Consider the following 25,474-nt stretch of genomic DNA (forward strand, 5'->3'; position numbering starts at 1 on the left):
ATTAACCATGAAAATTCTACCACAGGAACGCACCAAGTGAAAGAGAACTCTTCTTTTCCGCTCGCTTCACGCGAACGATTTCATTTTCATACGGAGAATCGCTTCCCTCTCCCGCGTTTTCAGGCTTGAATTTTTCTGAAATTAATTGTAGACTTTTCATGTCTAACGTTATCTTTATTTCCGAAGGAGGAGTTTTTTCATGAAGAAGTATCTTGCCGAAATCTGCCTCGCAGCCGCGCTGCTGGGCGCCGGAGCGGCCTTCGCCACCGTGGAACTGAAGCCGCAGAAGCACGGCCAGTGCTACACGGCCGAACAGCTCTTCGTCCTCGACAAGGAAGGAGCCGGCGGCGGCATGGGCACGCTGCACGGCGAGTTCGCCTTCCGCCGCGAGCAGGCGCTCGAAGACGACGCGATCAAGGAGATCGGCTGGATGACGCTGAAGGCCGGCGCCTACATCGGCCTGCACGCCCACAAGGACAACGAGGACGCCTACCTGATCATCTCCGGCAAGGGCGTTTTCACCGACGGCAACGGCAACGCCTGGGTCGTCGGCCCCGGCGACATGACGCTGGCCCGCCCCGGCCAGTCGCACGGCCTCGCCAACCTCTTCAAAGAAAATCTCGTCTTTCTTGACATCATCGCCAAGAACAACGCCGCCGACCTCGAAGCGATCGCGAAGAATCCGACGGGCCAGTGCTTCCAGCTGAAAGACCTCTTCGACAAGAACGTCGAGAAGGCCGGCGCGGGCAAGGGCACGGGCGTGCTTTACGGCAAGTTCGCTTTCCGCCGCGAGCAGGCCACCGACGATCAGGCCATCAAGGAGATCGGCCTGATGACCCTGAAAAAGGGCGCTTCCATCGGCATGCATCCGCACCTGGACAACGACGACGCCTACATCATCATCGCCGGCACGGGCGTTTTTACCGGCAGCGACGGCAAGGAGATCGAAGTCGGCCCCAAATCCGTCACCATCGCCGGCCCCGGCGAAAGCCACGCGCTGCGCAACGACAACGACCAGGACCTGGTCTTCATCGACCTGATCGCCAAGAACCACGCGCTGAAAATCGCCAAGTAGACGGACGGTTCACGAAACAAAAAGGCAGGAAAAGGAGAAACGTCTCCTTTTTCTGCCTTTTTTCATTGTTTTTACCCCAGCGCCAGCTTCGCCACGCCGTCGGGCGAGAGCGCGCAGGCTTCGCGCAGCACGATGGGCGCGTTCCGGGCGAAGTTGCCGTGTTCGATGAAGCGGAAGGCAGCGGCGCAGACGTCGATCAGCGCTTCCGCGCCCCGGTGCTCCCGCGTCCAGCCGACGGCCATGAAGCGCGTCAGCGCATAGGCGGCGCAGAAAGCGGCGAGCTCTTTTTTCATCGCTTCCGCCGCGTCGGAGCCGGGAAAGCCGGTGAAAAAGACGTGATTCACCAGCAGGTGTTCAGCGAAGGTCGGCCAGACGGGAAAATCCGCCGCGAATTCTTCCGAGAGTCGGACGTACCGCTCCACGGCGGGCGCGAACTCCACGGCTGAGGCCGCTTTGAACGAATCCGCCGCGAAGGGAACGCCGTACAGCGCGAAAACTTCGCCGGCATAGCCGCTCAGGCTCTGGCTGCCGCCGGCCAGCTCGCTCAACAGCAGGGCGCAGAGGCGAAACGCTTCCGCGCGGTCGGGTTCCGGGGGCGCGGGGGCGACGCCGGCCAGCTCGCCCAAATCCATCAGGCGCCGCGGCACGGAGCGGCGGCGGTCCTGCAAGATCGCCAGACAGCGGTCGCGCCGTTCCCGCTCGCGGCGGGCCGCTTCGGGATTCTCTCCGATCCGGAAGTCGGGCAGCGACGCGGGCTTTTCGATGAGCAAAAAGCGCAGCGGCTCCCGCTGCTCCAGAAGCAGTTCCAACGTGCGCTCGCAGCTGTTGGCGCAGGCGCATTCTCCCCCGGAGACGACGCGCATGCCGCGCGGATAAAGCCGGCATACGTCGGGGATCGCCGCTTCGCCGCATTCCCGCTGCAGCGCGCAGTACCCGTCTTCGCGCTGCAGGTAGCAGCGCCCCCGCCAGTCGTGGTTCAGCCCCGCATAACGCTCGGGCGTCGCGTCGGACAGCACGGAAAAAGCCCGGTCCAGACGCTTGCGCAGCGAGGCCGTGCAGTTCATCCCCACGAGACGGAAGTAATCCGTCCGCGACACGCTGACGCCCCAGCCTTTGCAGCAGCACGACCGGCACGTGCCGCACTTGCACTGGAACTTGGGAAAATATTCCGGCACAAGAATTTGCTGAGTTCCAATCATTTACGAAGACCTCTTCGGACAGGTTGGAAAAGCGCAGAGCTTTTCGAACGAATTATAGTTCTGCGTGCCGCTGCCGATAAGGTTTTCTATAAATACATAACTCAAATTATAATTTATATTTTTGTCCCAAAGCGTTTCAGCCGTTTCGAGCCATTACGGCATGGCAGAAGGACAAAACCCCTTTTGAGACGGCCTCTGTCTCTTCGTCGTAACATTCCGCAACGCTTACCGCGCGCCATATTTCTGCATCAGGGAGTTCCTGCCGCCTTCGGAAACACGATACATGTCACACTGATTTTTGACAAAAAGCATTGCCATAGTTTGTTGGAGGCTGCGAACGACTGGGTTCCTTCGGGGCTATCGGTTCGCTGTTAAGCCATTCTATTTAAGAATAAGCATCAGCCTCTGAGTCACAACAAGGAATGCCCCTTCACAGTCCCAGCTTCGCAAGCCACTCGGTCACGGCCTGCTGGGCCTGCGCGCGTTCGTTCTGGGCGACGGCGCCGCGCACGGCGAGACCGCTGAGGATTGTGGCGTCGGGCAGAGTTTTTCGCAGCGACTCCTGCGTGCGCCCCATGCCGCTGCCCTCGTGGGTAGCGAACGGGATCACGGTTTTGCCCTTCCAGTCGTGGGATTCGAGAAAGGTGAACACCGCCATGGGCATTTCGCCCCACCAGATCGGATAGCCGAGAAAGACGGTGTCGTAAGCGCCGATGTCTTTGTCCTCCGCCAGTTCGGGGCGCGCGCCCGCGCGCAGTTCCTTTTTGGCGACGTCGGTGGTCTCGTCATAGCTTTCGGGATACGCTTTGGCGGGCCTGATCTCGAACAGGTCGGCGCCGATGGCGGCGGCGATCATCTTGGCGACGATCATGGTGTTGCCTTCTTGAATGACGCCGACATTGTACTGCTCGCCGGTCTTGGAGAACACGGCGACGAGCGCTGTGTCCCGCGGCGCGGCCAGGGCGCAGCCGGCGGCCAGCGTCAGGACGGTCAGCGCGAGAATGAACTTTTCCATGTGGAACCACTCCTTCTGTGTGAAAACTCTTCGAATCGGGACGGAACTCCGCCGCCCGGCGTCAGTATAACATTGAAGCCGGCTCCAATGGCAAGCTCCCGGCGCGCGCCTTACGCTTCGGCGAGCCGAAAAGCGCGTCTGCATTTTTCCTTTCTTTGTGTTAGACTTGGGCCGTACCACAAAAAATCAACGATTCGGGAGGATGCACATGAAAAAGTTTGCGGCTCTGGTTCTGGCGGCGTGGATGACAGCGGGCGCGGCGGGCGCGGCGGAAAAACCCAAAGTGACGATCTACACCTCGATGTACGAGGACATCATCGAGGCGATGACCGACGTACTCGCGGAGAAGTTCCCCGACTACGACGTCGAGTTCTTCTACGGCGGCACCGGCACGCTGCAGGCCAAGATCGCGGCGGAGATGGACACGAAAAAGCTGGGCTGCGACATCCTCATGGTGGCCGATCCGTCCTACGCGCTCGAACTCAAGGCCAAAGGCATCCTCCATCCCTACGCCTCCAAGGAAGCGGCGCATCTGGCCTTCGAATACGACGCGGAAGGCTGCTGGTATCCCGTGCGCGTCAGCAACATGATCCTGGCCTACAACCCCGAGAAGTACGGGAAAGAAGACGTGCCCCGCACGTTCGCCGATTTCGCCGGCGAATCCATGAAGGGCGTCGGTTCCATGTCGAACCCGCTCACGTCGGGCACGGCGCTCGTCGCCATCTCGGCGCTGAAGGACAAATACGGCTACGGATACTACGACAAACTGGGCGCTTGGCGCCCAGCTTGACTTCCTGAGGAATCACGTTGGCAATATTCAGCACCGCCGAGAAGACGACCATGTAGGCATACATATGGATCGAGACCTTGCCGATGGAAGGCAAAATGCTCTTGGAGAAAATACGCCCCGCAGCGAAGATACAGCAGGTCAACAGCAGTCCGCCGCCCATGTGGTATTGGGAGATCTCAGGTTTTGCGGCTTTATCTTTGGGTAATTCGTATTTACTTGCGTTGCGCAGGAGCTCGCCGTTGCCCGACAAGGAAGGGAAACGCTCTCCGAGAGAGTTTAACGCCACCGCGCCGAGGATGGCGAAGTTATTGGCGATGTTGAGAATCGCAAAGGCCACTGAATAATAGGCCCCTTTGCTGCCACCCGTGGTCGTTTCCCACATCTGACTTAGGGGAATGGCTCCCGCGCCGTTGCCGCCACCCATAATCGGCAACACGTAATAGTTCATGACATCCTTCATGTCGATACCGCACAGCAATGCACCGCAGACACCGAAAATCGCCGCCATGGCAATGCCGCCGAAGATCGCCGGAATTATAGCCGGCAAAGGCCTTGATCAGCTGCTTTCTATTGACTGTCAGTACGGCCGAGACGATCAGCAGGGAGATGAATACCGTCTGAAAGCCGTATTCATCATAGAAAAAAGCGATGCCTTTGGCATACTTCTCGGGAAGGATCTTAAAATAGACCAAAACTGCCGAACCGAAGAAGGCCATGACCGCGCCGCCACCGACGTAGTCCTTCCATAGAGGAAGACGTTCGCCGATCTCGAAAAGCACAAGACCGATGGAGAACATGATCGCGATGATCGACAGCATGTCATCGCTGGGCATCCTGCCCGTAAATGTTACGACATAAATGATCGCGATGAGAACGCTGACCATCCATAAGGGCATGCCGTAAATCTTCGCGCCGAGAAATCCGCAGTTCCTTTCGCTTTCAGACATTATCAACACCTCCGATGATAAGAATTAAGGTACATGCTGTTTGAGATCTTGATCTTTTTTCGAGGCATCTTTATTTTAAAAACGAACGAACTATTTGTAAAATACGCATATTTATATGATTTCCATGAAAGGAACTGCATACCTAATTTTTGTGATCGGAGTTAGTTCTCCATTTATTCGAATTTCACGTTCCGTACGGAAACTCCGGCAAAAGCCTGACGGGCGGTCTCGAAAAACGCCCGTTCGACCGCACCGACATAGGCATCTTTTCGGGAGTAAAGGGCGACGGTCCAAGTCAGTGCTGGCACGCCGATCTCGTGCACTTCCGGCGGCGCCGTTGTCTGCGCCAGCTTCAGTGTCATAGCCGGTACGATGGTCACGCCAAGTCCGGCCGCTGCCAGCCGTAACGATGTGATGTTGCTTGACGACTCAAAGACAACCTGCGGAGAAAGATTGTACGTGCTCCAGAGTTCGCTGACGCGACGGAACAAAGCATGCCCGTGCCGTGAAATGATGAACGGCAGGTCCTCGAGCTTCGCTGGATTCAGAGCGCGATTGCCTTTTTTCAGCAAATGCCGGGAACGGACCATACCGGGAGCAACAACCAATAAGAGTCGTTCGCGATAGATCTCCATGGATTGGAACTCATTCAGCTGCGGAAAGATGCCGATGCCGAAATTGATGCGTCCGCGCGCGAGCGCATCAATGATTTTCGCCGTGTTGCTAATCGCAAGGTCTACTTCGATGCCGGGATGGCGGCGTCTGAAATCCGGTAAAATCAACGGCAACATGTAAGCTGCGCGCTCATGCAGGATTCCCACCACCAGACGCCCTTTCAGGCTGCCGGCAATATCTCGGAATTCCCGCATCATGCGATCGTGTACGCGCATGATCTCGACCGCGTTCTTCAAGTACTGCTCGCCGGCATAGGTCAGTTTCAACGGCATCATCGTGCGGTCAAACAACTTCACGCCCAGTTCTTCTTCCGTACGGGCAATGAAATGACTGAGTGACGGCTGGGAGATATGGAGCGCCGCGGCGGCTTTTGTAATGTTGCGATGTTCCGCCACCGCCAGAATGTACTGAATCTGTCGAAAATCCACATGAGCGTCCCCTTTTCTTTTCGTTCTGTTCATAACTGATACTACTTCTTGATAGAAAGCGTTGACATCGTTTGCTGGGCGCTGCAAGGGAGTTCATACTGGTTTTCGTTAAAAAGAGCACAGGTTCTTCGCCCTTTTCAGAACGTCGAAGGCACGTCAAAAACCGCATGAAATCGCGCCCTGCCGGTTTACAAAAACGCTCCCTGCCGAAACAGACGGAAAAGAGAACGCCTTTCGTTTTCTTTCCCGTCTGTTTGGCAGGGAGCATCGCCAGTTCACTTTCTCGCATAATCTTTCGCGAAGCCGGAGGCGGAGCCTCATCCGCTTATTCAGCGCTTGCGCGGAAGGCGGGACGTTCCGTTTTGTCTTCGAGGCGTTCGATCGTGAAGACGTTGGTCGCGTCGACATCGGAGCGGGGCAGAACACGCTCGCCCCCTTGGGCTGGCCGGAGATTTCGCCGCAGCAGCGGAGGCCGTCGAGGTACAGAAAGGCCATGCGCATGGCCGCCGGTTCACGACGTTTGACGCTCATTCTCCGCCGACGCGCAGGCCTTCGTTGCTTTTCAGCGACGTAGCCGACAGCATCAAATGGACTTTCATGAGCTGCTCCGCCTTGTCGGGGTCATGCGCCAACAGCGCCTTGAGCAGGGCGCGGTGCTCGTCGAGGCTGGGATTGGTGTTCATGTCGAAGAACGAATCGTAAAAGATCATGTACACGCATGTACGCGCCAGCAGATTGTTGACGAATTCCGCCAGCACGGCGTTGCCGGAGCACTCCGCCAGCGTGCGGTGAAAGCGGTTGTTTACGTCGAGGTAGGCCTCGAAATTGCGCGCGGCGAAAATCTGCTCTTCCTCGTCGATCGTCTGCTGAAGTGTGTTCGCCTGCGCGCCCGTGATGTTGAGGGCCGCCTTGCGCGCCGCCAGGCACTCCAGATATTCGCGCAGTTCGTAAGTATCCATGATTTCTTTCTTGGTCGGCTTGGCCAAACGGGCGCCGGCGTTGGGGATCAGCGTCGCCAGCCCCTCGGCGGTAAGGCGGCGGATCGCCTCGCGCACGGGCGTGCGGCTGACGTCAAGTTCCTGAGCGATCGCCTCTTCGGTGAGCCGGTCGCCGGGCTGGCGCTTTTTGGCGAAGATCTGGCCGCGCAGATGTCGGTAGACGAAATCCGCGGCAGTCGGGGCGTAAGCTTCCGGTTCTTTCATTTTCAAAGCCTCCTGCGAGCTGGGCTGAACGGCGGTCGGCCGTTGACTCCGGTCGACGTCGGAATGATTTTCATAATTATACACCACATCGCCGCAAGCCGCCTTTTTGCGGATTTTCCGAGATCAATCTTCGCCCAGTTTTTGCAAAAAATGCAATTCTTACATTTTATTGCCGTGGCTTTGTTTTACCGGATTGTCCCGGCGCTCGCACCCGAACTGGGCAAAGAAAGGGGAAATTTGCGGAGAGCGGGCTTGCGACCGCATGTCGTCTCGTACGCTGATCAACGCCGTGGAAATGCCGGGCTGGCGCGCGATCGTGCCGCAAAAAGCGTGCGGCACGCGATTTCATACAATTCTCGACGCCTCTTCGGCGCTCTGAAAAGGGCGAAGAACCTGTGCCCCTTTTAACGAAAACGAGGATAACTCCCGATAAAAAAACGACAAACGAGTTGGCGGACAAGGCAGCTCGTTCGTCGTTTGAGTCAAGAATCGGCATCATAGGGCGACGCGATGATCTTCTCCGGTCGTTTTTTTCAGCGTCCTGGCGGCGATGGATACGTCTCTCCGTTTTTCATCACAGTTCGAACTTTTTGCCCGTTTCCCGGCGTGCCTGAAGACCGGATGTTTCCAGAACGATTTCCGCCACGTTGGTAGCGTGGTCGCCGATGCGCTCCATGTTGCTGATCAGGTCGATGAAGATCACGCCGGATGAGGGCGTACAGGTCCCGTCGTTGAGGCGCTGCATGTGCATGTGCCGCAGTTGTCTCTCCATGGCGTCGACCTCGTCTTCCATCGTCACTGACACCTCGCGGGCCAGTTCGACGTTCTCCGTGCGCAGGGCTTCGAGAGCCTTCTGCACCATCTCACGGACCAGCGCAAGCATCGCGGAAAACTCCTGAACGGCGGACGGCGAAAACTCGAGACGGTGGTCCTGAAGGTACTCGTAAAGCTCCATCATGTTCTGGGCATGGTCGCCGATGCGCTCGATGTCGCTGGAGCCGTTCACGAGAGATTCGAGCAGCGAGGAAAGATGATCGGAGATGTGGCGCTGCCAAAGCCTGGCGGCGAAAGAGGCGACGCGGCGCGTCAGATCGTTGAGGCCGTCTTCCACCTGATTCAGCTTGGACACGGCCGCCGGATCTTTGGCGGCGAAAGCTTGCCTCACCAAGTCGAGCATTTCCAGCGCCATGCCGCCCATGTTCAGCAGTTCGTTGCGCACCGCCGTGAGCGCGGCGGCCGGCGACGTGTTCAGCAGACTCTCGTTCAGATAGCGGGCGCCGGCGTAAACTTTTTCATCCCTGCTCGGGAGCAGCTTCTGAATCAGCCGGGCGAGCACGCTCACAAAGGGCAGCTGGAGCATGGTGTTGACGACGTTGAAGAGTGTATGGGCGTTGGCCAGCTGGCGGGCGATATTTCCGGACGTGTGCGAGATCAGCGCCGTATAGGGACCAAGCAGCGGCAGGAAGATCATCACGCCAAGCAGATTGAACAGCACATGCCCTGCGGCGGCCTGCTTAGCCGAGCGGCTCGAACCCAGCGCAGCGATGACGGCGGTGATCGTCGTGCCCAGGTTGTCGCCCAGCAGAATGGCGATGGCCGACTGAAGCGGCAGCAGCCCCTGCACGGCCATGGCGATAGTGAGGCCGACGGTGGCCGAACTGGACTGCACGGCCATGGTCAGCAGCGTACCGGCGGCGACGCCCAGCAGCGGATGGGCGGCGAAAGTGAGAAAAAACTGTTTGTTGGCGGCAAGGAAGCCAAGCGCGTGCTCCATCGTGCTCATGCCGATGAAGAGCAGGCCGAAGCCGAAGATGCCGTTGCCGATGTAGCGGCGTTTTTTCGAGTGACCGAAGACGGCCAGCAGCATGCCGACGCCCAGCAGCGGCAGCGCCAGTTCTTTCATGTTGAAGGCGACCAGCTGCGCCGTGACGGTGGTGCCGATGTTGGCTCCCATGATCACGCCGAGCGCCTGCTTCAGCGTCATCATCCCCGCCTGCACGAAGCTGACCGACATGATCGTCGTGGCGGCGCTGGACTGAATCACCATCGTCACCAGCGTGCCGACCAGCGCGCCCTTGAGCGGCGTGCTCGTCAGCGACGCGATCAGCGTGCGCATACGGTCGCCCGCCAAGTCCTGCAGGGCGTCACCCATCAGTTTGATACCGTACAGGAACAGCCCGACGCCGCCCATGATCTGGAACAAAGTGCTCAAGTTCATTCGTTCCCCCCGTTCTTCATTAAAAAGCGTATCCTTCATGAAAACTACGCTTCTTTGCTTCAGGGTGCCGACAAGAAGCCAATGACAGAAACGTCACCGTTTCCCCGGTTCCGCCGCGGGAAGCTCCGGCGGCAGCGGTTTCAGCGTCGTCTTGAAGGTGCCATCGTCGTTGTAACAGCTGGCGACGCGGATCGTGCGGTCAACGATGCGATAGGAAAGTCCTTCAAGCTCGCGGTGCAGCTCGTCGGGAACCAGCGCGTTGGATGTCCACGAAAGTTCGACGCCGCGGTTCCACAGTCGGTAGTGAAGCGTGGCGCCGCGCCGGAGATGACCTCCCACGCGGGCGCTGATCACGTCGAAGAGGGCCAGGTCGAAGCGCTTCAGCACCGCCGTGAGCACGACGCCGGGAGCAAGGCGCTCCTGCGGCTCGTCCACGCCGATCACGTAAAACCCCTCTTCGACGGCGGCTTCGATGACGCCGTTTCCGGACAGCCCCGCTGCCTGGAAGATCACCTGCGCGCCCTCGTCATGCATGGCACAGGCGATGGCTTTCGCTTTTTGAGGATCGTTCCAGGACTGGACGCTCCGTTTCAGCAACGTCGCCCGTTCGTCGGCGTCTTTGGCCCCCTGCTCGAAGCCGAGCAGAAAATCCAGCATCACCGGCGTTTTTTCGCCGCGCTCGCCGAGGATGACGCCGATTTTCCGGGAGTTTCGGCGCGCCGCCAGACGGACGGCCAGCACGCCGGCCAGATAACTGGCCTCGCTTTGGTGGAACAGCACCGACGAGACCCCGGGATTGACGGATTTCGCGTCGAACAACACAAAATCGGTGCTCTCGTGCGCGCGGGCCGTTGTGTCGACCGCTTCGGCGAGAGGACTGCCCACGGCGAGCACCAGCTGGTTCCGTCGGGCGGCCTCCGCGACAGTCGACTCGTATTCGGCGCTGTTGTAGTTGCAGAGATAGCTGGTGATCTTGACGTCCAGTTCCGATTGGGCGCGCTTGAGGCCGCCCTCCGACGAACGGAACATCGAATCCTCGGGACCGCAGGAAAAAACGACCCCGATCGGCAGAGGGCGGCGCGCCTGAAGCGGCGCGGCGCTCGCCGACCATACGGCCAGCAGCAGCAAAACGCGAAGAAAACGCATCACATCCCGCCTTTCAAAAAAATGCCGGAAGCTCTCGGACTTCCGGCATTTTGCAGCCGGAAGACAACGGCCTCCCGACCGAGAAAATCTAAAAGAAAAATTCCCGTGCGCAGACCAGCGCAAACGCCAGGATCGCCGTGCCGCAGGCGAAACTGGCCGCGTCTTTGGCGGCTTTGGCCAGTGGATGCCGTTCCCGCGTGCAGAGATCCACCGTCTTTTCGATGCCGGTGTTGAGCGCTTCCGTGATCAGCACCAGCAGCCCCCAGGGCAGCGCGGCGCCGAGGGCGGAAAAACCGCGCCGCCAGCACACAGCCGACAGCGCGGCAAGCAGCATGACCAGTTCCTGACGGAACGCCGCCTCTTTGAGCAGCACGAGAAAGCCGCCCCAGGAGTACGCCAGCGCCTTGAAAAGATGTCTCATCACACCACGTCCTGAAAGATTCTGCCGCAGAGCGGAACGCCGCTCCGCGTTTTTTTATTCCCTATTCGGGAGTGAAAGTGCTTTCGATGTATTTCTGTTCCTGATCGAGCTGAAGTTGAATCAGAGCCCATTTCTGCTCTTCGGGGCTCATCTTGCGGAACTCCGCCCAATCGTCGTCTTCGATGACTTCTTCATCTTCCGCCGGAGGCAGCGCTTCGTCGCGGAGCAGCTCCAGCTCGTCCTTGGAAAGCTCTCGTTTGTCCTTCATGAACTCTTCTCCCCCTTCACTGGTATGATCACGCATCGGGGCCAAGCTCCCCCTTTGCGACAACCGCGGTGTTTCCGCCCAGAGCCGCGCGGAAGCGCCTCCCGTCGAGCCGTTCGAAAGCGACTCGGTTCGTGCCGCCGGGATTGTGCACTTCGATCGGGCCGTCCATGCCGAACAGCAGGCTAGCCGACAGCGCCGCCGCCACGCCGCCCGTACCGCAGGAATCGGTAAGATCTTCGACGCCGCGCTCGTAGGTCACGGCCGTCAGCTCGCCGCGCCCGACGGGGCGCGCGAAGTTCACGTTGCAGCCCTGCGGGAACAACGACGCGTCATGACGGAAGGCGCGGCCGATGCGCCGGCAGTCGTCGCGGCTCAGATCCTCCGGCGCGAACAGCACGAGATGGGGCACGCCCACCCACAAGAAGCAGCTGCGGAAGGCCGCGCCGTCCATCGTCAGCGGCCGGTCGATCCAGTCCGGCGCGAACGACTGCTCGCCGAGGTCGATCTCGACGAAATTGCCGTCGACGCGCGCGCGCATCGCGCCCGCCAGCGTCTCGAACGTCATTTCCGCGGGGGCGGCGCCGCGTTCGTAAGCGAAGCGCGCAATGCAGCGCGCGCCGTTGCCGCACATTTCGGCTTCCGATCCGTCGGCGTTGAACAGTCTCATGCGGAAATGCGCGCTCGCGGACGGTTCCACGATCAGCAGCCCGTCGGCGCCGACGGACGCGCGGCGGCGGCAGAGGCGGCGCGCCAGCTCCGCCAGTTCGTGCGCCGGTTTCTGCGCGGCCAGCATGTCGAGCGTGATAAAATCGTTGCCGTTGCCGTTGATCTTCCAAAATTCCATCGTCATTCCTCCGCGAGGCGCTTTATTTTTCCATTCTCATTTTACCTCAAGCGACGCGCTCTGTCCAAAACTTTCCGTTCTGTTCCGCGCCGTTTCAATTTCGTCCTCTGGACAAAGGAAATCCAGTAATATATAATATGGTCAGCTTTGGTTAGACGATTGCGAAAATCGGTCTGACCGGTGGAGGTGTCCGGCTATGAGCATAGCCTACAAAGATTATTACGAAATTCTCGGCGTCTCCAAGACCGCCACGGAACAGGAGATAAAGAGCGCGTACCGCAAGCTGGCGAAGAAGTATCATCCCGACGTGAACAAAACCCCCGGCGCGGAGCAGAAGTACAAAGACGTGAACGAAGCGTACGAAGTCCTGCACGATCCGGAAAAGCGCCAGAAGTACGACGCCCTCGGCCCCAATTGGGAAGCCGCCCAGCAGTTCGGCAGACAAGGCGGAGGTTTTCAGGGCTTCGGCGGATTTCCCGGCGGCGGCGTGCACATGGAGTTCGGCGACGGCGGCGGCTTCAGCGAGTTCTTCCAGACCATTTTCGGCAACATGGGCGGCTCCGCGCGAGGCTTCAGCGCCAGCGATCTTTTCGGCGGGCGCGCCCGTACGGCCCGCGGCGAAGACAGCGAAGTGCAGATCACGCTTTCGCTTGCCGACGTGATGGCCGCGCCTCTGAAACGGAGCATGACGCTCCGCGGCACGGCGGGAGCCCGTACCATCGAAGTGAATCTGCCCCGCGGCATCCGCGAAGGCTCGCGCCTGAAACTGCGCGGCCAGGGGGCGCCCGGCCGGGGCGGCGGCGAAAGCGGCGACCTGTACGTCGTCGTTCACATCGAAGCGGACAGCCGCTTCGAGATCAGCGGCTACGACCTCACTACCTCCGTGACCGTGACGCCGTGGGATGCCGTGCTCGGCGGCGCCGTCAGCGTTCCGTCCCCCGAAGGCGCGCTGAAGGTGAAAGTCCCCGCCGGCTCCCAGTCGGGAACCCGCCTGCGCCTGCACGGCAAAGGGCTGCCCATGCGCGGCGGCAACCTGCGCGGAGATCTGTACGCCACGATCGAGATCAGCGTGCCGCAGAACGTCTCTTCCCGCGAGCGGGAACTGTGGGAACAGATCAGGGCGCTGCACGCGTAAAAGCTCGGTTCCGTACGGCGCGGAAAAGACGAACGGCCGGCGTTTGCCGGCGGAATGTTTTTTATATGTTCTTTTTGCGGAAGAGGCGGCGAATTTTGCCCTTCCGAGAGATACATGATATAATTAGTCGGAGTACAAGAACCAAATCTATCCATGGGGGGTAATACGATGAAAATTGGCGAACTGATTCAAAGCGGTGACTGGAAGGGCGAGAAACACGTTCCCGTGATCGAAGCGCCGGCGTCCGTCAAGGCGGGGGAGACGGCCCACGTGATGCTTTCGGTGGGCAAGGAGATCGCCCATCCCAACACGTTGGAGCACTACATCGCCTGGATCAAGCTTTACTTCAAGGGCGCGTCCAGCAAGTTCGCCGTCGAACTCGGCGAGCTGACCTTCGACGTCCACGGCGACAACGCCACGGCGCCCAAGGGCTGCCTGCACGTCAAGCTCAAGGAAAGCGGCACGCTCATCGCCGTGTCTTACTGCAACCTGCACGGCCTCTGGGAGTCCAGCGCCGAGATCGCAGTCGAGTAATCCGTCTGCGGAACGCAAAACCGTCAGAAAATAGAAAAGCCGGCGATCATCCGATCGCCGGCTTTTTTTCGCGTCGAGAGCTCCGCACGCAGGATTTTTTGAAAAAAATCGCGCCGTTTCCGCGACGCTGGCTCCTTGTCAGTCGTCGGCGTAGAATTCGTGGGCGTATTTGCGCCAGAGGAAGAGCGCGGCGGCGGCGCTGAGCGTGCCCAGCAGCAGCCCCCAGACGATGTAGCTCAGACGGCCTTTGCCGATCAGATAGCCGCCCAAGCCGGCCAGCGCGTAACCGTAGGCGATCAGCGTGCCGATGGAAAGAAACGTGACGATCAGTCTCATAAAAAGGCTCCTTTGTCCGAACTCTTATAGAAAAAACTTCTCGTCACGTATTGTACCAGTTTCTTCATTCTCTGTGTCACGATGCCGCGGCTCGTGATAAAATAAGCTGGCCTGAGAGAAAACGGAGCCGTTGAGGGATAATATTTTATCGCTAAAGCTCGTTTTTAAACGAATAATCCAGGCGGCCTCTTTTCATGCCGCCGTCCCAGTTCAGAGGAGATGCATCCATGGAAAAGAAAACCCTTCCGACGCTCGATCTGAAGAGGCATTACGCGCAGATCAGGGAAGAAATCGACGAAGCGATTCGCGGCGTGGTGGAAAGCCAATATTTCGTGCTCGGCCCCGAAGTGAAAAGTTTCGAGACCGAGGCGGCCAATTACCTTGAGGTCAAACACGCCGTCGGCTGCGCTTCCGGTTCCGACGCGCTGCTGCTCGATCTGATGGCGCTCGACGTGGGCCCCGGCGACGAGGTGATCACCACGCCGTTCACGTTCTTCGCGACGGTAAGCGCGATCACGCGCCTCGGCGCGACGCCGGTCTTCGCCGACATCGATCCGAAAAGCTACAACCTCGGTCCCGCCAAGGTGCTGGAAAAGATCACGCCGCGCACGAAAGCCTTCATGCCCGTGCACCTGTTCGGCCAGATGGTGGAGATGGAGAAGATCGTGCCCGAGCTGGAAAGCCGCGGCATCCATATCGTCGAAGACTGCGCCCAGGCTTTTGGCACATGGCGCAAGGCGGACGGCAGAATCGTCCGTTGCGGCGGCTGGGGGGAGCTGGGCGCCTTTTCGTTTTTCCCCACCAAGAACCTCGGCGCTTACGGCGACGGCGGCATGGTAACCACGAACGACGACGCCCAGGCGGAGCGTTTGGCTCGTCTGCGCGTGCACGGCGCCGGAATCACCTATTTCCACGACGAAGTGGGGCTCAACAGCCGTCTCGACGCGCTGCAGGCCGCGATTCTGCGCGTGCACCTGCGCCACCTCGACGAGTGTATCGAGGAGCGCCGCCGCATCGCCGACCGCTACCGGATGCTGTTCGCCGAGCGCGAGCTGAGCGAGTTCATGACGGCGCCTTACGAGATCCCCGGCAACTATCACACCTATCATCAGTACGTGGTCCGCGCCCAAAGACGCGACGAGCTCATGAACTTTCTCGGCGCGGAGGGAATCATTTCGCGGATTTACTATCCGCTGCCGCTGCATTTGCAAAAGTGCTTCGCGTTCCTCGGCGGCAAACGGGGCGATTATCCCGAAAGCGAAAAACTGGCCGAACAGTGCTTGGCGTTGCCGATTTTCCCCGGCTTGACCATGGCGGAACAGCAGTGGGTGGCCGATACGATCGCGAAGTTCTATAAAGACGGCCGATAAAATCGTACATTTTACCAATATTGACCAAATTGCCTGTTCATGATTCAATAGAACCAAGCTCAAAATTGGGAGGTCTTTGAATAATGATGCCTATGCTGGGTCTTGACTGGACCATGATCATTCTGTTTCCCGCGATCCTGCTGGCGATGTGGGCGCAGGCGCGCGTAAAGAACGCTTTTGCCACCTACTCGCGGGTCCATTCGCGCAGCGGCCTGACGGCCCGCGAAGCGGCGCGGCGGATCCTCGACAGTTACGGGTTGTCCGGTGTGCCCATCCGGCAAGTGCCCGGACAGCTCACCGATCACTACGATCCGCGCGACCGCAGTCTTTCCCTTTCGGAACCCGTTTACGACAGCACCTCCATCGCCGCGATCGGCGTCGCCGCTCACGAGGTGGGGCATGCCGTGCAGCACGCCACGGGCTATGCACCGCTGCAGATTCGCAACGCCGTGGTGCCTCTGCTGTCGCTGTCGTCGAGCGCGGCCATGCCGCTGTTCTTCATCGGTCTGCTGAGCGCCTCGAACACGCTGATGAACATCGGCATCCTGCTGTTCGTCGGCGTGCTGGCGTTTCATCTGATCACGCTGCCCGTGGAGTTCGACGCTTCCAATCGAGCGCTCAAGGTGCTTGCCACGAACGGCATGATGACTCAGGACGAAGTCGGCGGTGCGCGCAAAGTCCTCAACGCGGCGGCCATGACGTATGTGTCGGCAACGCTGATGGCAGCGCTCCAGCTCGTACGCCTGCTGGCGCTTCGCAACTCGCGCAGCCGCGACTGACAACGGCTAGAAAATCGGGTGGTCCCCGAGAAAGGGGAGGCCACCCGTTTTTTGACTGTCTGCCTTCGGGAGGATGACGATGAGATTTAACCCCTTGTGGCTGATGTTGTTATTCCTGTTTCTGTTTTCCGGAGGCTGGATTCTGCTGATGCCGCTGTTTTTGGTGATGATTTTGCTCTGCGGCGGGATCTTTTTGGCCGGAGCGTCGACGCGCGGACTGACAAAAGCCCCGCGGCAGATCTGGGATGTGCTGTTCAACGCCCGCGTGCGCGCCAATCTGACCCTCTGCCATGCGGCCTGTAACGTGCTCCGTCGAAACGGCTGGCCGGAACTGACCGGCAGCGCCTCGGCGACGGGATTTTTCATCGACGGCATTGACGACGAAAACGCCGTCTACGAGGCGTCGGTACAGGCTCTGGCACGTTTGAAAAACGGCGAAAAATCGCTGCGGATCGCCGCCGCAAGCCCGCTGTTCCGCGTCGTCGCCATGTGTTTGTTGGCCCTGTTCCTGGTCGTTTTGCTGGCGGCCGCGAAGAGCGCGAACGCGGTCAGCGTGGTTGCGGCCGTCGTCCTGTCGTGGTTCGTTGCCCCTTATGTCTCTCCTTCTTTGCAGGGGATCGCGTTGGGCAGCGACGACGTGACGGCATTGCAGGTGCAGGGAGCCACGTTCCGCATACTGACGGTGACGGCATGGGGAGGCCGCTTCAGCAGCGTCGAGCGCGGCGTGGAGGTGTCCACGGCGGCGAAAAATGTCATCGAGGCCGAAATTGTCGAAGATTAAGCGCCCCATAGCCAAAAGCACGTCGGCGCCCATGCGCGGGGTTGAAGCGGCCATGTACCTTTGGCGTCAGGTGAGCAAGGGCGGCATCGTCAGCGAGTCGCTGCGGGCGCTGGGCGACCGCGTTTCGCCGCCGGACCGTACGCTGGCGGCGTCGCTGGCTTACGCGCTCGTGCGCCGGCTTTCGCTGTGGGAGCATCTGCGCGAAAAATTCCTGCTGCCGCGCCCCGAAAAATTTTCCAAGTCGGTGCAGGCGGCGGTTTTGATGGGCGCAGCCGGGCTGACGGAACTGGAGAAGTTCGCGCCCGCCGCGCTGATCTCGTCGCTGATCGAGTGGACGAAAGAACGCGATCGGCACGGCGCCCGCGTGGTGAACGCCGTGCTGCGCCGCGTGCTGGAAGAAGGCCCGGCGGAACTGCAGCGCCTGCGGAACGACGACCGTCTGGAGTCTCTGTGCCTGCTCAGCGGCGTGCCGTCTTGGGTAGGCGAACGCTGGCGCCGCGATTGCGGCCCGGCTGTCGCCCGCCGGTTCGTCGAACAGAACGCCGGCGGCTGCTCGCTGTCGTTGCGTCTGTCGCCGGACGCTCCGCGGGATCTGCCCCAACGGCTTGAAGAAGCGGGGCAGATCGTAGCGGAATCGTCGCTGCCGGAGGGGCTGCGTCTGGCGGACACCGCGCTGCCCAGCGCGCTGCCGGGGTACGGAGAAGGCTGGTTCACCCCTCAGAGCGAGTCCTCGATCCTCGTCGGCACGGAAGCAGCCGATTTCGAGGGAACGCGCCTGCTCGACATGTGCGCCGGCCGCGGCGTCAAGACTGGCCAGATCGCCCAGCTCCGCCCCGACATTACCGTCGAAGGCTGGGATCTCTCCAAAGGCCGCGTCGCCGCCGGCGTCCGCGAGATGGAACGCCTGAAACTGAGCGATCGAGTCGTCATGCGCGTAGGCAGCGCCCTCGAGCTGGAGCCGCTGGCCGCCCCCGACGCGATCCTCGTCGACGCGCCCTGTTCGGGCAGCGGCACGTGGCGCCGCCATCCCGAAGGCAAATGGCGGCTTTCGCCGGAGAATCTGGAGGAACTGACGGAACTCCAATATCATTTGCTGTGCCGTGCCTTTTCGCTGGTCAAAAAGGGCGGTAAAGTGGTATATTCCACGTGTAGCCTTCTCGCTGCGGAAAATGAAGAAGTGGTGAAAAAAGCGCTGCGCGCCTTTCCGGACATCTCCGAGCGGCTTCTTTCCGCGGACTTCGGCGGAATCGCGTGCGGGAAAGGCCGCATGTTGACGCCGGAAAATCCTTGGACTGACGGCTTTTATCTCGCCGCGTTCTCGAAATAATTTTTTCTATCGGAGGCAAACATCATGGGCAGAACCTTTCGAGCGGCATTGTTGCTGGTGCTGCTGTGCATCATCGGCAGCGCGGCCTTTATCAGTTATAAAGTCTTCTTCTCCAATCCCGCCCGTTCGATCCCGCTGCTGAAAGGCAGCTCGATCATCGAAGCCGTGCAGACGCTGGAGCGCATGGGCATCAAAGCCCGCGTCGAGGAAGAGGATTCGGCGCTTCCCCGCGGTACCGTCATCGGCCAGTGGCCGGAGACGGGCGTCAAGCTTCGCGCCGACAAAGTGGCGATCCTCAAAGTCAGCCGCGGTTCCGAAAAACTTCCTCTGCCCGATCTGCGCGGCATGACGGAGAAACAGGCCATCGCGCGCCTCGAGGAGGCCGGATTCGTCCTCGGCGAAGTGCAGAAGATCAATCACGAGCGTCCCGCCGGCGTCGTCATCGCTCAGAATCCCGCGGCGCCCGTGTCCATTTCCCAGAGCCGCGAAGTCGGCCTGTTGATCAGCCTCGGACCGGTGGCCGCTTCCGGCACGGTGATCGTCCCCGATCTCGTCCAGCGTGACGAGAAGACGGCCGAGGCTCTGGCGCGCGAAAGCTCGCTGCGTCCTCGCCTGGAACGCGTTTACGACAACAGCTCGCCGCAGGGCATGGTCGTCTCCATGAATCCCGCGGCCGGCCAGCGCGTGCCCCGCGGCGCCGACGTTCATTTGCGCGTCGCCAGCTGGGACCGCAAACTGGCGCCGCAGCAGGACGGCAGTGAAAAGAGCGGCGGCGCAAAAGTGACCGTTGCAGAGCCCGGCATCGATCCGGACACGGCAGCCGCCCAGAATCGGAAGGGCGACGGCGCCGCGCAGACGGCGTCGGACGACAAGAAGCAGCCGCCGGCCGAAACGAAGAAAAAAGTCGCTTCGATCCGTTATCAGGCGCCGCCCGTGAGCAATCAGACACTGGTCATCGAGCTGATCGACAAAGAAGGCGAGCACACGCTCGTAAACCGCAAAGCCAAGGCCGGCGAGTACATCAAGATCAACGCCCCCTACGTGGGCGAGGCCGTCGTCACCATTTACCTGGGAGGCAATTTCGTATGGCAGGATCGCTACAATTAAAGCCGTTTCTGATCGCTCCCTCGATCCTTTCCGCCGATCCTCTGGCGGTCGGCGCCTCCGTCGACGTGCTGAAAGGCGATTTCGACTGGCTGCACGTGGACGTCATGGACGGTCATTTCGTCCCCAATCTCTCCTACGGTCCCGCTGTCGCCAAGGCGCTGCGCCGCCGCTATCCCGACGCCGTCATCGACGTTCACCTGATGGTCGAGCCCGGCGAGGACTTCCTCGATATGTTCCTCGAATCCCGTCCCGATTGCCTTACCGTTCATCAGGAGGCGTGCCGTCACCTGCATCGGGCCCTGTCGAAGATCCGCGCCGCCGGCGTCCGTTCCGGCGTGGCGCTCAATCCCGCCACGCCCGTGGAACTGATCAAGCCCGTGCTGAACATCGCCGATGTGGTGCTGCTGATGTCGGTCGATCCCGGTTTCGGCGGCCAGTCTTTCATTCCGGAAGTGACGGAGAAGGCCGTGACGCTGTGTCAGCTGCGCGAAGCCCGCGGGCTGAAGTTCCTGATCGAGATGGACGGCGGCATCAATGCCGCCAACATGGCGCAGGTGCGCCGCTGCGGCGTTGACGTAGCCGTGATGGGAAGCGCCGTTTTCGGCACGCCCGACCCGGCGGCGACCGTCGCCAAAATGCGTTTGCTGGTGGATGGAGAGTAGCGGAAGCGCCAGCATGCGCGAGCGGCGTTGCATGTATTTTTTAAGGAGGAACCACGATGAAAGACGCGAACATCCCTACGAGCGACCGCAAGAAGGATGAGCCCCGTTCGCTTCAGGAACTGGGAGCCGAGCTGCAGCGCCTGCGCGAAAGCAAAAACCTGACGCTTGACGACATCTCGGCGGCGACCTGCATCAGAAAAAACTTTCTCGAGGACATCGAGGCGGGGAATTTCGTCCGCTTCAAAGCGCTGGTGTACGCCCGCGGTTTCGTGCGCACCTGCACGACGCTGCTTGGCGCTCCCGAACTGTGGAACGAATACCGCCAGCAGTTGACGATCGACACTTTCGGGCCGCCCCAGGGCGCGTCGGAATTCACCGCCCGATCAGAGAGCGCGGGGAGGCGGCATTCCATGATGCCGCCTTCGTCGGCGCGGGCCGGCGCCGCGAACATGGGGCTGCCGGCCCGCGGTTTCCGGCACAGCTCGGCGCGCCGCAACGGCGTGCTCCTGTTGGTTCTGCTTACCGTTGGGGCTCTCGGTGGGCTGTGGTTCAATTGGGACCGCCTCCGCGGCGAAGTCTCCAAGCTGCAGCGGGAACAGGCCTATGACGAGATGAAGAGCCGCGAAGCAGAACAGGCGCGTCACGACGAAATGCAAAAGGCCGAGGAAGCGGCGGTGCAGCGCGAAATGCAGGCTCGCCGACAGACAGAGAATGCCGGCGCGGAGTCGGACGCCGAAAAAGCCCTCGCCTCTGCGGAGAGACCGGCCGTCATGCCGGAGGAAACGGGCGAAGCCGCCGTCAAACCGGCGCTGACGATCCGCGCCAGCGGCGACTGCTGGCTGCGCGTCAGAGAGGGAGACAAAGATCTGCTTGTGACCACGGTGCGCGAAGGCTTTGAGCAGACCTTTCCGCTGGACAGGACGCTGTCCGTCCGTTTCGGCGCCGGGCAGAACGTGCAGGTCTCCACGAACGGGACGGATTTCAGTTCTCCCGGTGCCGGCGTGCAGCGCCTCGAATACCGCCCCGACGGCTCCAGCCTGAAAGTGAGAAAATAACCCTGTGAAGAACCTTTACATCGTCAGCCTCGGCTGCCCGAAAAACGCCGTCGACAGCGAACACCTCGGCGGCATCCTCGAGGCGGCGGGATTCCATCTCGTCGGCCGCGCCGAAGACGCCGACGTTGCGCTGGTCAACACCTGCGGCTTTCTGCAGGCGGCCGTGGAAGAGGGCATTCAGGTCATCCTCGATCTGGAACGTCTGAAAAAAGAAGGCGTTATCAGCCGGATCGCCGTCGTCGGCTGTATGCTGAACCGCTACGGCGACGAACTGAAAGCCGAGTTCCCGACAGTGGACTTCTGGGCCAGATCGGAAGACTGGGGCGCCCTGCTCCGCGAGATGGGGCGCGACGTGCCGGCCGCGGCGGAATCGGGCTGCCTGCGCGCCGATCTGTCGGGCACTCCCTGGACGCGCTATCTGAAAATCAGCGAAGGCTGCAACAGCCATTGTTCCTACTGCGCCATTCCCGGCATCCGCGGCCGTTTGCGCAGCGTGCCCGTGGAAAGGGTCGTCGGCGAGGCGCGCCGTCTCGTCGATGAAGGCGCGAAGGAACTGTGCCTGGTCGGCCAGGAACTGAGCATTTACGGTTCCGACCTGTTCGGCCGGCCTTCGCTGCCGCGCCTGCTCGACGAGCTGGAGAAGGAACTGCCTCGCGGCGTCTGGCTGCGGCTGTTTTATCTGCATCCTTCGCTGGTCGACGCGGCCTTTCTCGAGCGCGTCGCCGCCAGCCCCGTGATTTTGCCGTGGCTCGACGTCCCTATCCAGCACGTCGACGACGACGTGCTGCGGCGCATGAACCGCCCGCCGGTGGAGCGCCATATCCGCGAGCTGTTCAAAAGGGGGCGCGAGATCGATCCCGATTTCGCCTTCCGCACCACGCTGATGGTGGGATTCCCCGGCGAGACGCGGGCGCAGTTCGACAAGCTGCTCGACTTCGTCGAGGAGATCGGCTTCGACCGCCTTGGCGCGTTCGCCTATTCGCCCGAGGACGGCACGCCGGCGGCGGCGTTTCCCGATCAGATCCCCGAGGCGGAAAAGACGGCGCGCTACAACGAACTGATGGAACTGCAGCAGCAGGTCTCGCTGACGCGGCAGGCGCGTTTCGTCGGCAAGACGCTGAACGTGCTGATCGACGAGATCGACGGCGAAACGGGCGAATGCGCCGGACGTTCGTTCCGCGACGCGCCCGAGATCGACGGCGTCGTCACGGCGACGGGAGCCGAAGACGCCCGTCCGGGCGATGTGATCGCGGTGAAGATCACCGCTTCATCGGAATATGACTTGTCGGGAGTGGCGATTCATGAATAACGATCCTGTGATGACGCCGGCGGGGCTGATCGCCACCGTCGGCGGATTGGGGAAAATCGTTAGGAAAGCGCCGGGCACGGCCGGCAGCGCCGCGGCCTGCGTGCTGGCGGTTTTTCTGCCCGAGCCGGCCCGCCTGGCGGCGATCGTCGCGCTGGCGGCGGTCGGCGTCTGGGCGGCGGGGGCGTACGAAAAAGCCTGCGGCCGCGCTGATCCCGGCGAAGTGATCATCGACGAGGTGGTCGGCCAGCTGATCGCCACGATCGGTCACGTGGCCGTGGTCGGGCAGGGCAGCGGCGCGGCGAATTTCCTCATCCCCAGCTTCCTGCTGTTCCGTTTCTTCGACATCCTCAAGCCGTGGCCCGTCAACGCCTGCGAAAAGGTTCCCGGCGGGGTGGGCATCATGCTCGACGACGCGGCCGGCGGCGTTCTGGCCAATCTGGCGCTCTGGGGCCTGAGAAAGGTCTTCATCGAGGGCTGGTGGCCTTTTTAGGGAACGCGGCGATTTTCGAAGGAGGTCCGTGAGTGATGACGCAGGAAGAAAACATCACGGCGCTGGCGCTGAAACTCAAAGAACTGGCGCTGGCGCGGCGCGTCACCGTCGGCACGGCGGAATCCTGCACGGGCGGTCTGATCGCCGGCGCGATCACGGCGGTCCCGGGCAGCAGCGAGTACTTTCTCGGCGGCGTCGTCAGCTACGCCAACGCGGTGAAAACGAAGCTGCTGGGCGTGCCGAAGGAAATTCTGAACACGGTCGGCGCCGTCAGCGGCGAATGCGCGCGTTTCATGGCGCAGGGCGCGGCGAAAGCGCTCGGCGCCGACTGGGCCGTGTCGGTGACCGGCGTGGCCGGCCCCGACGGCGGCAGCGCGGAAAAACCCGTCGGCACGGTATGGTTCGGCTTATGCGGCCCTCGCGGAGTCGAAGCCCACGTGCGCCGTTTCGCCGGCGGCCGCGCCGCAGTGCGAGCGCAGACGGCGGCTCACGCCCTCTCGATGCTGGTCGAGGCGCTGGCGGAGGCGGAGTGATGGAGCGCGTGCGCTGTTTCTTTTGCCTGCCGCTTGCGCCCGAGCTGAAAAAAGAGATCGCCGCAAACCGCGCCGCGGTTTCGGGCGTCCGCTGGGTGGCGGAGGGCGATCTGCACGTGACGCTGCGTTTCTGCGGCGAGATTCCGCAAGCCGCGGCGCAGGCTCTTGGCGAGCGCGTGAAAGATCTGCTGTCGGAACGTCGGGCCGCTCCGCCGACGCTGACTTTGCGGAAAACAGGCACGTTCGGCCGGCCGCCGCGGGTGCTTTGGGCAGGTTTGGGCGGCGACACGGCGGCGCTCGAACGGCTGAACGCCCTGATCGAAGGCGCCTGCCGCGACGAGGGGCTGCCGCCCGACGGCCGGAAGTTCTCGCCTCACTTGACACTGGCCCGTATGGACGCCTCGCGCGGGTTCGACCCGGCGGCGCTGGACGCCCTGCGCCCGTGGAAGCTCACCGGGCGCGGCTGGACGGCCGACCGCGCGATCTTCATGCGCAGCCGCCTGACGCCCGCAGGGCCGCGCTACGAACCGTTGACGGTCTGCCGCTTGGGAACGGCGGTGGACGGAGCGTAGATTCCGATAAAACCACAGAGACTGGAGGAGTTTCCCTTGGCTGAAACAAAAAAGGGCAAAAAACTGACGCGCGAGGACATTCTCGAGCAGGCGCTCGACGACATCCGCAGCAAGTTCGGCGACGGTTCGATCATGCGCCTCGGCGAGCGCAACACGGCGAACGTGGAAGTGATCCCCACGGGCATCCTGCCGCTGGACGTGGCGCTCGGCATCGGCGGCCTTCCCCGCGGCCGCATCGTCGAGATTTTCGGACCGGAGGGCAGCGGCAAGACCACGCTGGCGCTGCACGCCATCGCCGAAGCGCAGAAGGCCGGCGGCGTGGCGGCCTTCATCGACGCCGAACACGCGCTCGATCCGCGTCTCGCGGCGGCGTTGGGCGTGCAGATCGAATCGCTCTACCTGTCGCAGCCGGACAGCGGCGAGCAGGCGCTTTTCATCCTCGAGACGCTGGTGCGCAGCGGCGCTGTGGACATCGTCGTCGTCGACTCGGTGGCGGCGCTGACGCCGCAGGCGGAGATCGACGGCACGATCGGCGAGAGCCAGGTGGGGCTGCAAGCGCGCCTGATGTCCTACGGACTGCGCCGCCTCACCGCCTCGATCGCCCGCAGCAACTGCGTCGTCGTGTTCATCAACCAGCTGCGCGCCACGATCCCCACGGGCTACTCCAAGGGCCCCACGGAAACGACGACGGGCGGCCGCGCTCTCAAGTTCTACACCTCGGTGCGCGTCGAAGTGCGCCGTGGCAAGCAGATCTCCAAGGGCGACGACGTGATCGGCCACGAGCTCTACATCAAGGTGGTCAAGAACAAGCAGGCGCCGCCGTTCCGCAGCGCCCACTGCTCGCTGATCTACGGCAAGGGCATCCCCCTGACCATGTCCATCGTCGACATGGCCATCGACGCCAACGTGGTCAAGCGCAAGGGCTCGTGGCTCACCTACAAGGGCGAGACGCTCGCCCAGGGCAAGGACCGTCTGGCCGAGTTCCTCGACAAGAACCCCGAGATGCTGGCCGAGATCCGCAAGACCGTGCTCGATCAGGCCGCCGAAGGCCTGGGCTTCTACGCGGCGCCGGAAAAAAGCGACGACGAAGATTCCGTGGACAGTGGCCACGGCGTGGATATCGACGAAGAAGTGATCGATCTGGACATCTCCGACGAGTCCATGCAGGACGAAACGGAGAAAGAGAGCAAAAAGTAACGCTGCGTTTTCCCCGAAAGCGCGGCGAAGAAACGCGAAGAGCCCCCGATCGTAGATCG

The 25,474-nt window shown here is 61.4% G+C and carries 28 protein-coding genes and 1 pseudogene; 17 read left to right on the top strand and 12 right to left on the bottom strand.

Features of this window, described 5'->3' with window-relative positions; translation table 11 throughout:
• Positions 1–199: 199 nt before the first annotated feature.
• Positions 200–1,075 carry a cupin domain-containing protein gene (locus FYJ74_RS07245; protein ID WP_154528914.1) on the top strand — a complete coding sequence of 292 codons (876 nt, stop codon included), beginning with the start codon at positions 200–202 and terminating at the stop codon, positions 1,073–1,075.
• Positions 1,076–1,146: 71 nt separating this feature from the next.
• Here the strand turns inward: FYJ74_RS07245 and fliB are convergent, their stop codons facing one another.
• Together fliB and FYJ74_RS07255 are read right to left on the bottom strand one after the other, a co-directional pair.
• Positions 1,147–2,274, bottom strand: coding sequence for a flagellin lysine-N-methylase (fliB, locus tag FYJ74_RS07250; RefSeq protein ID WP_154528915.1), 1,128 nt, complete (start codon positions 2,272–2,274; stop codon positions 1,147–1,149).
• A 430-nt stretch (positions 2,275–2,704) separates the two neighbouring features.
• Complete coding sequence (locus tag FYJ74_RS07255) at positions 2,705–3,289, bottom strand: flavodoxin (protein ID WP_154528916.1); 585 nt, start codon at positions 3,287–3,289, stop codon at positions 2,705–2,707.
• Positions 3,290–3,497: 208 nt separating this feature from the next.
• Between FYJ74_RS07255 and FYJ74_RS07260 the strand changes: the two genes are divergently transcribed.
• On the top strand, positions 3,498–4,079 hold the full coding sequence (locus FYJ74_RS07260) for an extracellular solute-binding protein (protein WP_229769412.1): 582 nt from the start codon (positions 3,498–3,500) through the stop codon (positions 4,077–4,079).
• Here FYJ74_RS07260 and FYJ74_RS07265 read toward each other — a convergent pair.
• The 4 genes and pseudogenes from FYJ74_RS07265 to FYJ74_RS07280 all read right to left on the bottom strand — a co-directional run bounded on the left by FYJ74_RS07265 (position 3,985) and on the right by FYJ74_RS07280 (position 7,331).
• Positions 3,985–4,587, bottom strand: a complete 603-nt coding sequence (locus FYJ74_RS07265) for a 2-hydroxycarboxylate transporter family protein (protein ID WP_154528917.1) — start codon at positions 4,585–4,587, stop codon at positions 3,985–3,987. The two genes, FYJ74_RS07260 and FYJ74_RS07265, sit on opposite strands and share 95 nt — an antisense overlap.
• A gap of 40 nt (positions 4,588–4,627) precedes the next feature.
• Positions 4,628–5,026: pseudogene (locus FYJ74_RS11800) on the bottom strand (2-hydroxycarboxylate transporter family protein); the annotation flags it as partial.
• 173 nt (positions 5,027–5,199) lie between these two features.
• Entirely contained in the window at positions 5,200–6,162 is a 963-nt protein-coding gene (locus tag FYJ74_RS07275; RefSeq protein WP_154528919.1) for a LysR family transcriptional regulator, read from the bottom strand.
• 494 nt (positions 6,163–6,656) lie between these two features.
• Positions 6,657–7,331, bottom strand: coding sequence for a GntR family transcriptional regulator (locus tag FYJ74_RS07280; RefSeq protein ID WP_154528920.1), 675 nt, complete (start codon positions 7,329–7,331; stop codon positions 6,657–6,659).
• A 42-nt stretch (positions 7,332–7,373) separates the two neighbouring features.
• Between FYJ74_RS07280 and FYJ74_RS07285 the strand changes: the two genes are divergently transcribed.
• Positions 7,374–7,739, top strand: coding sequence for a hypothetical protein (locus FYJ74_RS07285; protein ID WP_154528921.1), 366 nt, complete (start codon positions 7,374–7,376; stop codon positions 7,737–7,739).
• 166 nt (positions 7,740–7,905) lie between these two features.
• On the opposite strand, the gene FYJ74_RS07290 is transcribed toward FYJ74_RS07285, so the two are convergent.
• The 5 genes from FYJ74_RS07290 to dapF all read right to left on the bottom strand — a co-directional run bounded on the left by FYJ74_RS07290 (position 7,906) and on the right by dapF (position 12,228).
• Positions 7,906–9,549 carry a Na/Pi cotransporter family protein gene (locus FYJ74_RS07290; RefSeq protein ID WP_154528922.1) on the bottom strand — a complete coding sequence of 548 codons (1,644 nt, stop codon included), beginning with the start codon at positions 9,547–9,549 and terminating at the stop codon, positions 7,906–7,908.
• A 93-nt stretch (positions 9,550–9,642) separates the two neighbouring features.
• Positions 9,643–10,695, bottom strand: coding sequence for a BMP family ABC transporter substrate-binding protein (locus FYJ74_RS07295; protein WP_154528923.1), 1,053 nt, complete (start codon positions 10,693–10,695; stop codon positions 9,643–9,645).
• Positions 10,696–10,783: 88 nt separating this feature from the next.
• Positions 10,784–11,116 (bottom strand): diacylglycerol kinase, encoded by a 333-nt coding sequence (locus FYJ74_RS07300; protein WP_154528924.1) that lies wholly within the window; start codon positions 11,114–11,116, stop codon positions 10,784–10,786.
• A 61-nt stretch (positions 11,117–11,177) separates the two neighbouring features.
• On the bottom strand, positions 11,178–11,384 hold the full coding sequence (locus FYJ74_RS07305; protein WP_154528925.1) for a flagellar assembly protein FliH: 207 nt from the start codon (positions 11,382–11,384) through the stop codon (positions 11,178–11,180).
• Positions 11,385–11,412: 28 nt separating this feature from the next.
• Positions 11,413–12,228: a diaminopimelate epimerase gene (gene dapF, locus FYJ74_RS07310; protein WP_154528926.1), complete on the bottom strand. Its 816-nt coding sequence runs from the start codon at positions 12,226–12,228 to the stop codon at positions 11,413–11,415.
• Positions 12,229–12,424: 196 nt separating this feature from the next.
• On the opposite strand from dapF, the gene FYJ74_RS07315 reads away from it, so the two are divergent.
• Positions 12,425–13,363, top strand: coding sequence for a DnaJ C-terminal domain-containing protein (locus FYJ74_RS07315; protein ID WP_154528927.1), 939 nt, complete (start codon positions 12,425–12,427; stop codon positions 13,361–13,363).
• Between the two features lie 168 nt (positions 13,364–13,531).
• Entirely contained in the window at positions 13,532–13,897 is a 366-nt protein-coding gene (locus FYJ74_RS07320; RefSeq protein ID WP_154528928.1) for a class II SORL domain-containing protein, read from the top strand.
• 138 nt (positions 13,898–14,035) lie between these two features.
• Here FYJ74_RS07320 and FYJ74_RS07325 read toward each other — a convergent pair whose 3' ends face one another.
• Positions 14,036–14,233, bottom strand: a complete 198-nt coding sequence (locus FYJ74_RS07325; RefSeq protein WP_154528929.1) for a hypothetical protein — start codon at positions 14,231–14,233, stop codon at positions 14,036–14,038.
• Positions 14,234–14,460: 227 nt separating this feature from the next.
• Between FYJ74_RS07325 and FYJ74_RS07330 the strand changes: the two genes are divergently transcribed.
• The 12 genes from FYJ74_RS07330 to recA all read left to right on the top strand — a co-directional run bounded on the left by FYJ74_RS07330 (position 14,461) and on the right by recA (position 25,415).
• Complete coding sequence (locus tag FYJ74_RS07330) at positions 14,461–15,603, top strand: DegT/DnrJ/EryC1/StrS family aminotransferase (protein ID WP_154528930.1); 1,143 nt, start codon at positions 14,461–14,463, stop codon at positions 15,601–15,603.
• A gap of 83 nt (positions 15,604–15,686) precedes the next feature.
• The gene (locus tag FYJ74_RS07335; protein WP_154528931.1) at positions 15,687–16,382 is read left to right on the top strand and encodes a zinc metallopeptidase; all 696 of its coding nucleotides are present in this window, start codon (positions 15,687–15,689) and stop codon (positions 16,380–16,382) included.
• Positions 16,383–16,461: 79 nt separating this feature from the next.
• Positions 16,462–17,163, top strand: a complete 702-nt coding sequence (locus tag FYJ74_RS07340) for a DUF6391 domain-containing protein (protein ID WP_154528932.1) — start codon at positions 16,462–16,464, stop codon at positions 17,161–17,163.
• A complete protein-coding gene (locus FYJ74_RS07345) occupies positions 17,150–18,490 on the top strand; it encodes an RsmB/NOP family class I SAM-dependent RNA methyltransferase (protein ID WP_195838848.1) in 1,341 nt (446 codons plus the stop codon). Before FYJ74_RS07340 ends, FYJ74_RS07345 begins: the two co-directional genes overlap by 14 nt.
• Before the next feature lie 24 nt (positions 18,491–18,514).
• Entirely contained in the window at positions 18,515–19,597 is a 1,083-nt protein-coding gene (locus tag FYJ74_RS07350; protein WP_154528934.1) for a PASTA domain-containing protein, read from the top strand.
• Positions 19,576–20,259 carry a ribulose-phosphate 3-epimerase gene (gene rpe, locus FYJ74_RS07355; RefSeq protein ID WP_154528935.1) on the top strand — a complete coding sequence of 228 codons (684 nt, stop codon included), beginning with the start codon at positions 19,576–19,578 and terminating at the stop codon, positions 20,257–20,259. The genes FYJ74_RS07350 and rpe overlap by 22 nt, the downstream gene beginning before the upstream one ends.
• Positions 20,260–20,315: 56 nt before the next feature.
• A complete protein-coding gene (locus FYJ74_RS07360; protein ID WP_154528936.1) occupies positions 20,316–21,314 on the top strand; it encodes a helix-turn-helix domain-containing protein in 999 nt (332 codons plus the stop codon).
• 4 nt (positions 21,315–21,318) lie between these two features.
• Positions 21,319–22,623 (top strand): 30S ribosomal protein S12 methylthiotransferase RimO, encoded by a 1,305-nt coding sequence (rimO, locus tag FYJ74_RS07365; protein WP_326830905.1) that lies wholly within the window; start codon positions 21,319–21,321, stop codon positions 22,621–22,623.
• Positions 22,616–23,113: a phosphatidylglycerophosphatase A family protein gene (locus FYJ74_RS07370; protein ID WP_195838849.1), complete on the top strand. Its 498-nt coding sequence runs from the start codon at positions 22,616–22,618 to the stop codon at positions 23,111–23,113. The genes rimO and FYJ74_RS07370 overlap by 8 nt, the downstream gene beginning before the upstream one ends.
• Positions 23,114–23,148: 35 nt before the next feature.
• Entirely contained in the window at positions 23,149–23,646 is a 498-nt protein-coding gene (locus FYJ74_RS07375) for a CinA family protein (protein WP_154528938.1), read from the top strand.
• Positions 23,646–24,218, top strand: coding sequence for an RNA 2',3'-cyclic phosphodiesterase (thpR, locus tag FYJ74_RS07380; RefSeq protein ID WP_195838850.1), 573 nt, complete (start codon positions 23,646–23,648; stop codon positions 24,216–24,218). The genes FYJ74_RS07375 and thpR overlap by 1 nt, the downstream gene beginning before the upstream one ends.
• A 36-nt stretch (positions 24,219–24,254) precedes the next feature.
• Complete coding sequence (gene recA / locus FYJ74_RS07385; RefSeq protein WP_120372822.1) at positions 24,255–25,415, top strand: recombinase RecA; 1,161 nt, start codon at positions 24,255–24,257, stop codon at positions 25,413–25,415.
• Positions 25,416–25,474: the final 59 nt, after the last annotated feature.

The organism is Pyramidobacter porci (genome assembly GCF_009695745.1).
In the GTDB taxonomy this organism is placed as follows: Bacteria; Synergistota; Synergistia; order Synergistales; family Dethiosulfovibrionaceae; genus Pyramidobacter; species Pyramidobacter porci.

What these genes read in the sequence shown, in the direction of transcription:
- FYJ74_RS07245 (WP_154528914.1), top strand. Translation starts at nt 200, where the DNA reads ATGAAGAAGTATCTTGCCGAAATCTGCCTCGCAGCCGCGCTGCTGGGC.
- fliB (WP_154528915.1), bottom strand. Translation starts at nt 2,274, where the DNA reads ATGATTGGAACTCAGCAAATTCTTGTGCCGGAATATTTTCCCAAGTTC.
- FYJ74_RS07255 (WP_154528916.1), bottom strand. Translation starts at nt 3,289, where the DNA reads ATGGAAAAGTTCATTCTCGCGCTGACCGTCCTGACGCTGGCCGCCGGC.
- FYJ74_RS07260 (WP_229769412.1), top strand. Translation starts at nt 3,498, where the DNA reads ATGAAAAAGTTTGCGGCTCTGGTTCTGGCGGCGTGGATGACAGCGGGC.
- FYJ74_RS07265 (WP_154528917.1), bottom strand. Translation starts at nt 4,587, where the DNA reads ATGGCGGCGATTTTCGGTGTCTGCGGTGCATTGCTGTGCGGTATCGAC.
- FYJ74_RS07275 (WP_154528919.1), bottom strand. Translation starts at nt 6,162, where the DNA reads ATGAACAGAACGAAAAGAAAAGGGGACGCTCATGTGGATTTTCGACAG.
- FYJ74_RS07280 (WP_154528920.1), bottom strand. Translation starts at nt 7,331, where the DNA reads ATGAAAGAACCGGAAGCTTACGCCCCGACTGCCGCGGATTTCGTCTAC.
- FYJ74_RS07290 (WP_154528922.1), bottom strand. Translation starts at nt 9,549, where the DNA reads ATGAACTTGAGCACTTTGTTCCAGATCATGGGCGGCGTCGGGCTGTTC.
- FYJ74_RS07295 (WP_154528923.1), bottom strand. Translation starts at nt 10,695, where the DNA reads ATGCGTTTTCTTCGCGTTTTGCTGCTGCTGGCCGTATGGTCGGCGAGC.
- FYJ74_RS07300 (WP_154528924.1), bottom strand. Translation starts at nt 11,116, where the DNA reads ATGAGACATCTTTTCAAGGCGCTGGCGTACTCCTGGGGCGGCTTTCTC.
- FYJ74_RS07305 (WP_154528925.1), bottom strand. Translation starts at nt 11,384, where the DNA reads ATGAAGGACAAACGAGAGCTTTCCAAGGACGAGCTGGAGCTGCTCCGC.
- dapF (WP_154528926.1), bottom strand. Translation starts at nt 12,228, where the DNA reads ATGGAATTTTGGAAGATCAACGGCAACGGCAACGATTTTATCACGCTC.
- FYJ74_RS07315 (WP_154528927.1), top strand. Translation starts at nt 12,425, where the DNA reads ATGAGCATAGCCTACAAAGATTATTACGAAATTCTCGGCGTCTCCAAG.
- FYJ74_RS07320 (WP_154528928.1), top strand. Translation starts at nt 13,532, where the DNA reads ATGAAAATTGGCGAACTGATTCAAAGCGGTGACTGGAAGGGCGAGAAA.
- FYJ74_RS07325 (WP_154528929.1), bottom strand. Translation starts at nt 14,233, where the DNA reads ATGAGACTGATCGTCACGTTTCTTTCCATCGGCACGCTGATCGCCTAC.
- FYJ74_RS07330 (WP_154528930.1), top strand. Translation starts at nt 14,461, where the DNA reads ATGGAAAAGAAAACCCTTCCGACGCTCGATCTGAAGAGGCATTACGCG.
- FYJ74_RS07335 (WP_154528931.1), top strand. Translation starts at nt 15,687, where the DNA reads ATGATGCCTATGCTGGGTCTTGACTGGACCATGATCATTCTGTTTCCC.
- FYJ74_RS07340 (WP_154528932.1), top strand. Translation starts at nt 16,462, where the DNA reads ATGAGATTTAACCCCTTGTGGCTGATGTTGTTATTCCTGTTTCTGTTT.
- FYJ74_RS07350 (WP_154528934.1), top strand. Translation starts at nt 18,515, where the DNA reads ATGGGCAGAACCTTTCGAGCGGCATTGTTGCTGGTGCTGCTGTGCATC.
- rpe (WP_154528935.1), top strand. Translation starts at nt 19,576, where the DNA reads ATGGCAGGATCGCTACAATTAAAGCCGTTTCTGATCGCTCCCTCGATC.
- FYJ74_RS07360 (WP_154528936.1), top strand. Translation starts at nt 20,316, where the DNA reads ATGAAAGACGCGAACATCCCTACGAGCGACCGCAAGAAGGATGAGCCC.
- FYJ74_RS07370 (WP_195838849.1), top strand. Translation starts at nt 22,616, where the DNA reads ATGAATAACGATCCTGTGATGACGCCGGCGGGGCTGATCGCCACCGTC.
- FYJ74_RS07375 (WP_154528938.1), top strand. Translation starts at nt 23,149, where the DNA reads ATGACGCAGGAAGAAAACATCACGGCGCTGGCGCTGAAACTCAAAGAA.
- thpR (WP_195838850.1), top strand. Translation starts at nt 23,646, where the DNA reads ATGGAGCGCGTGCGCTGTTTCTTTTGCCTGCCGCTTGCGCCCGAGCTG.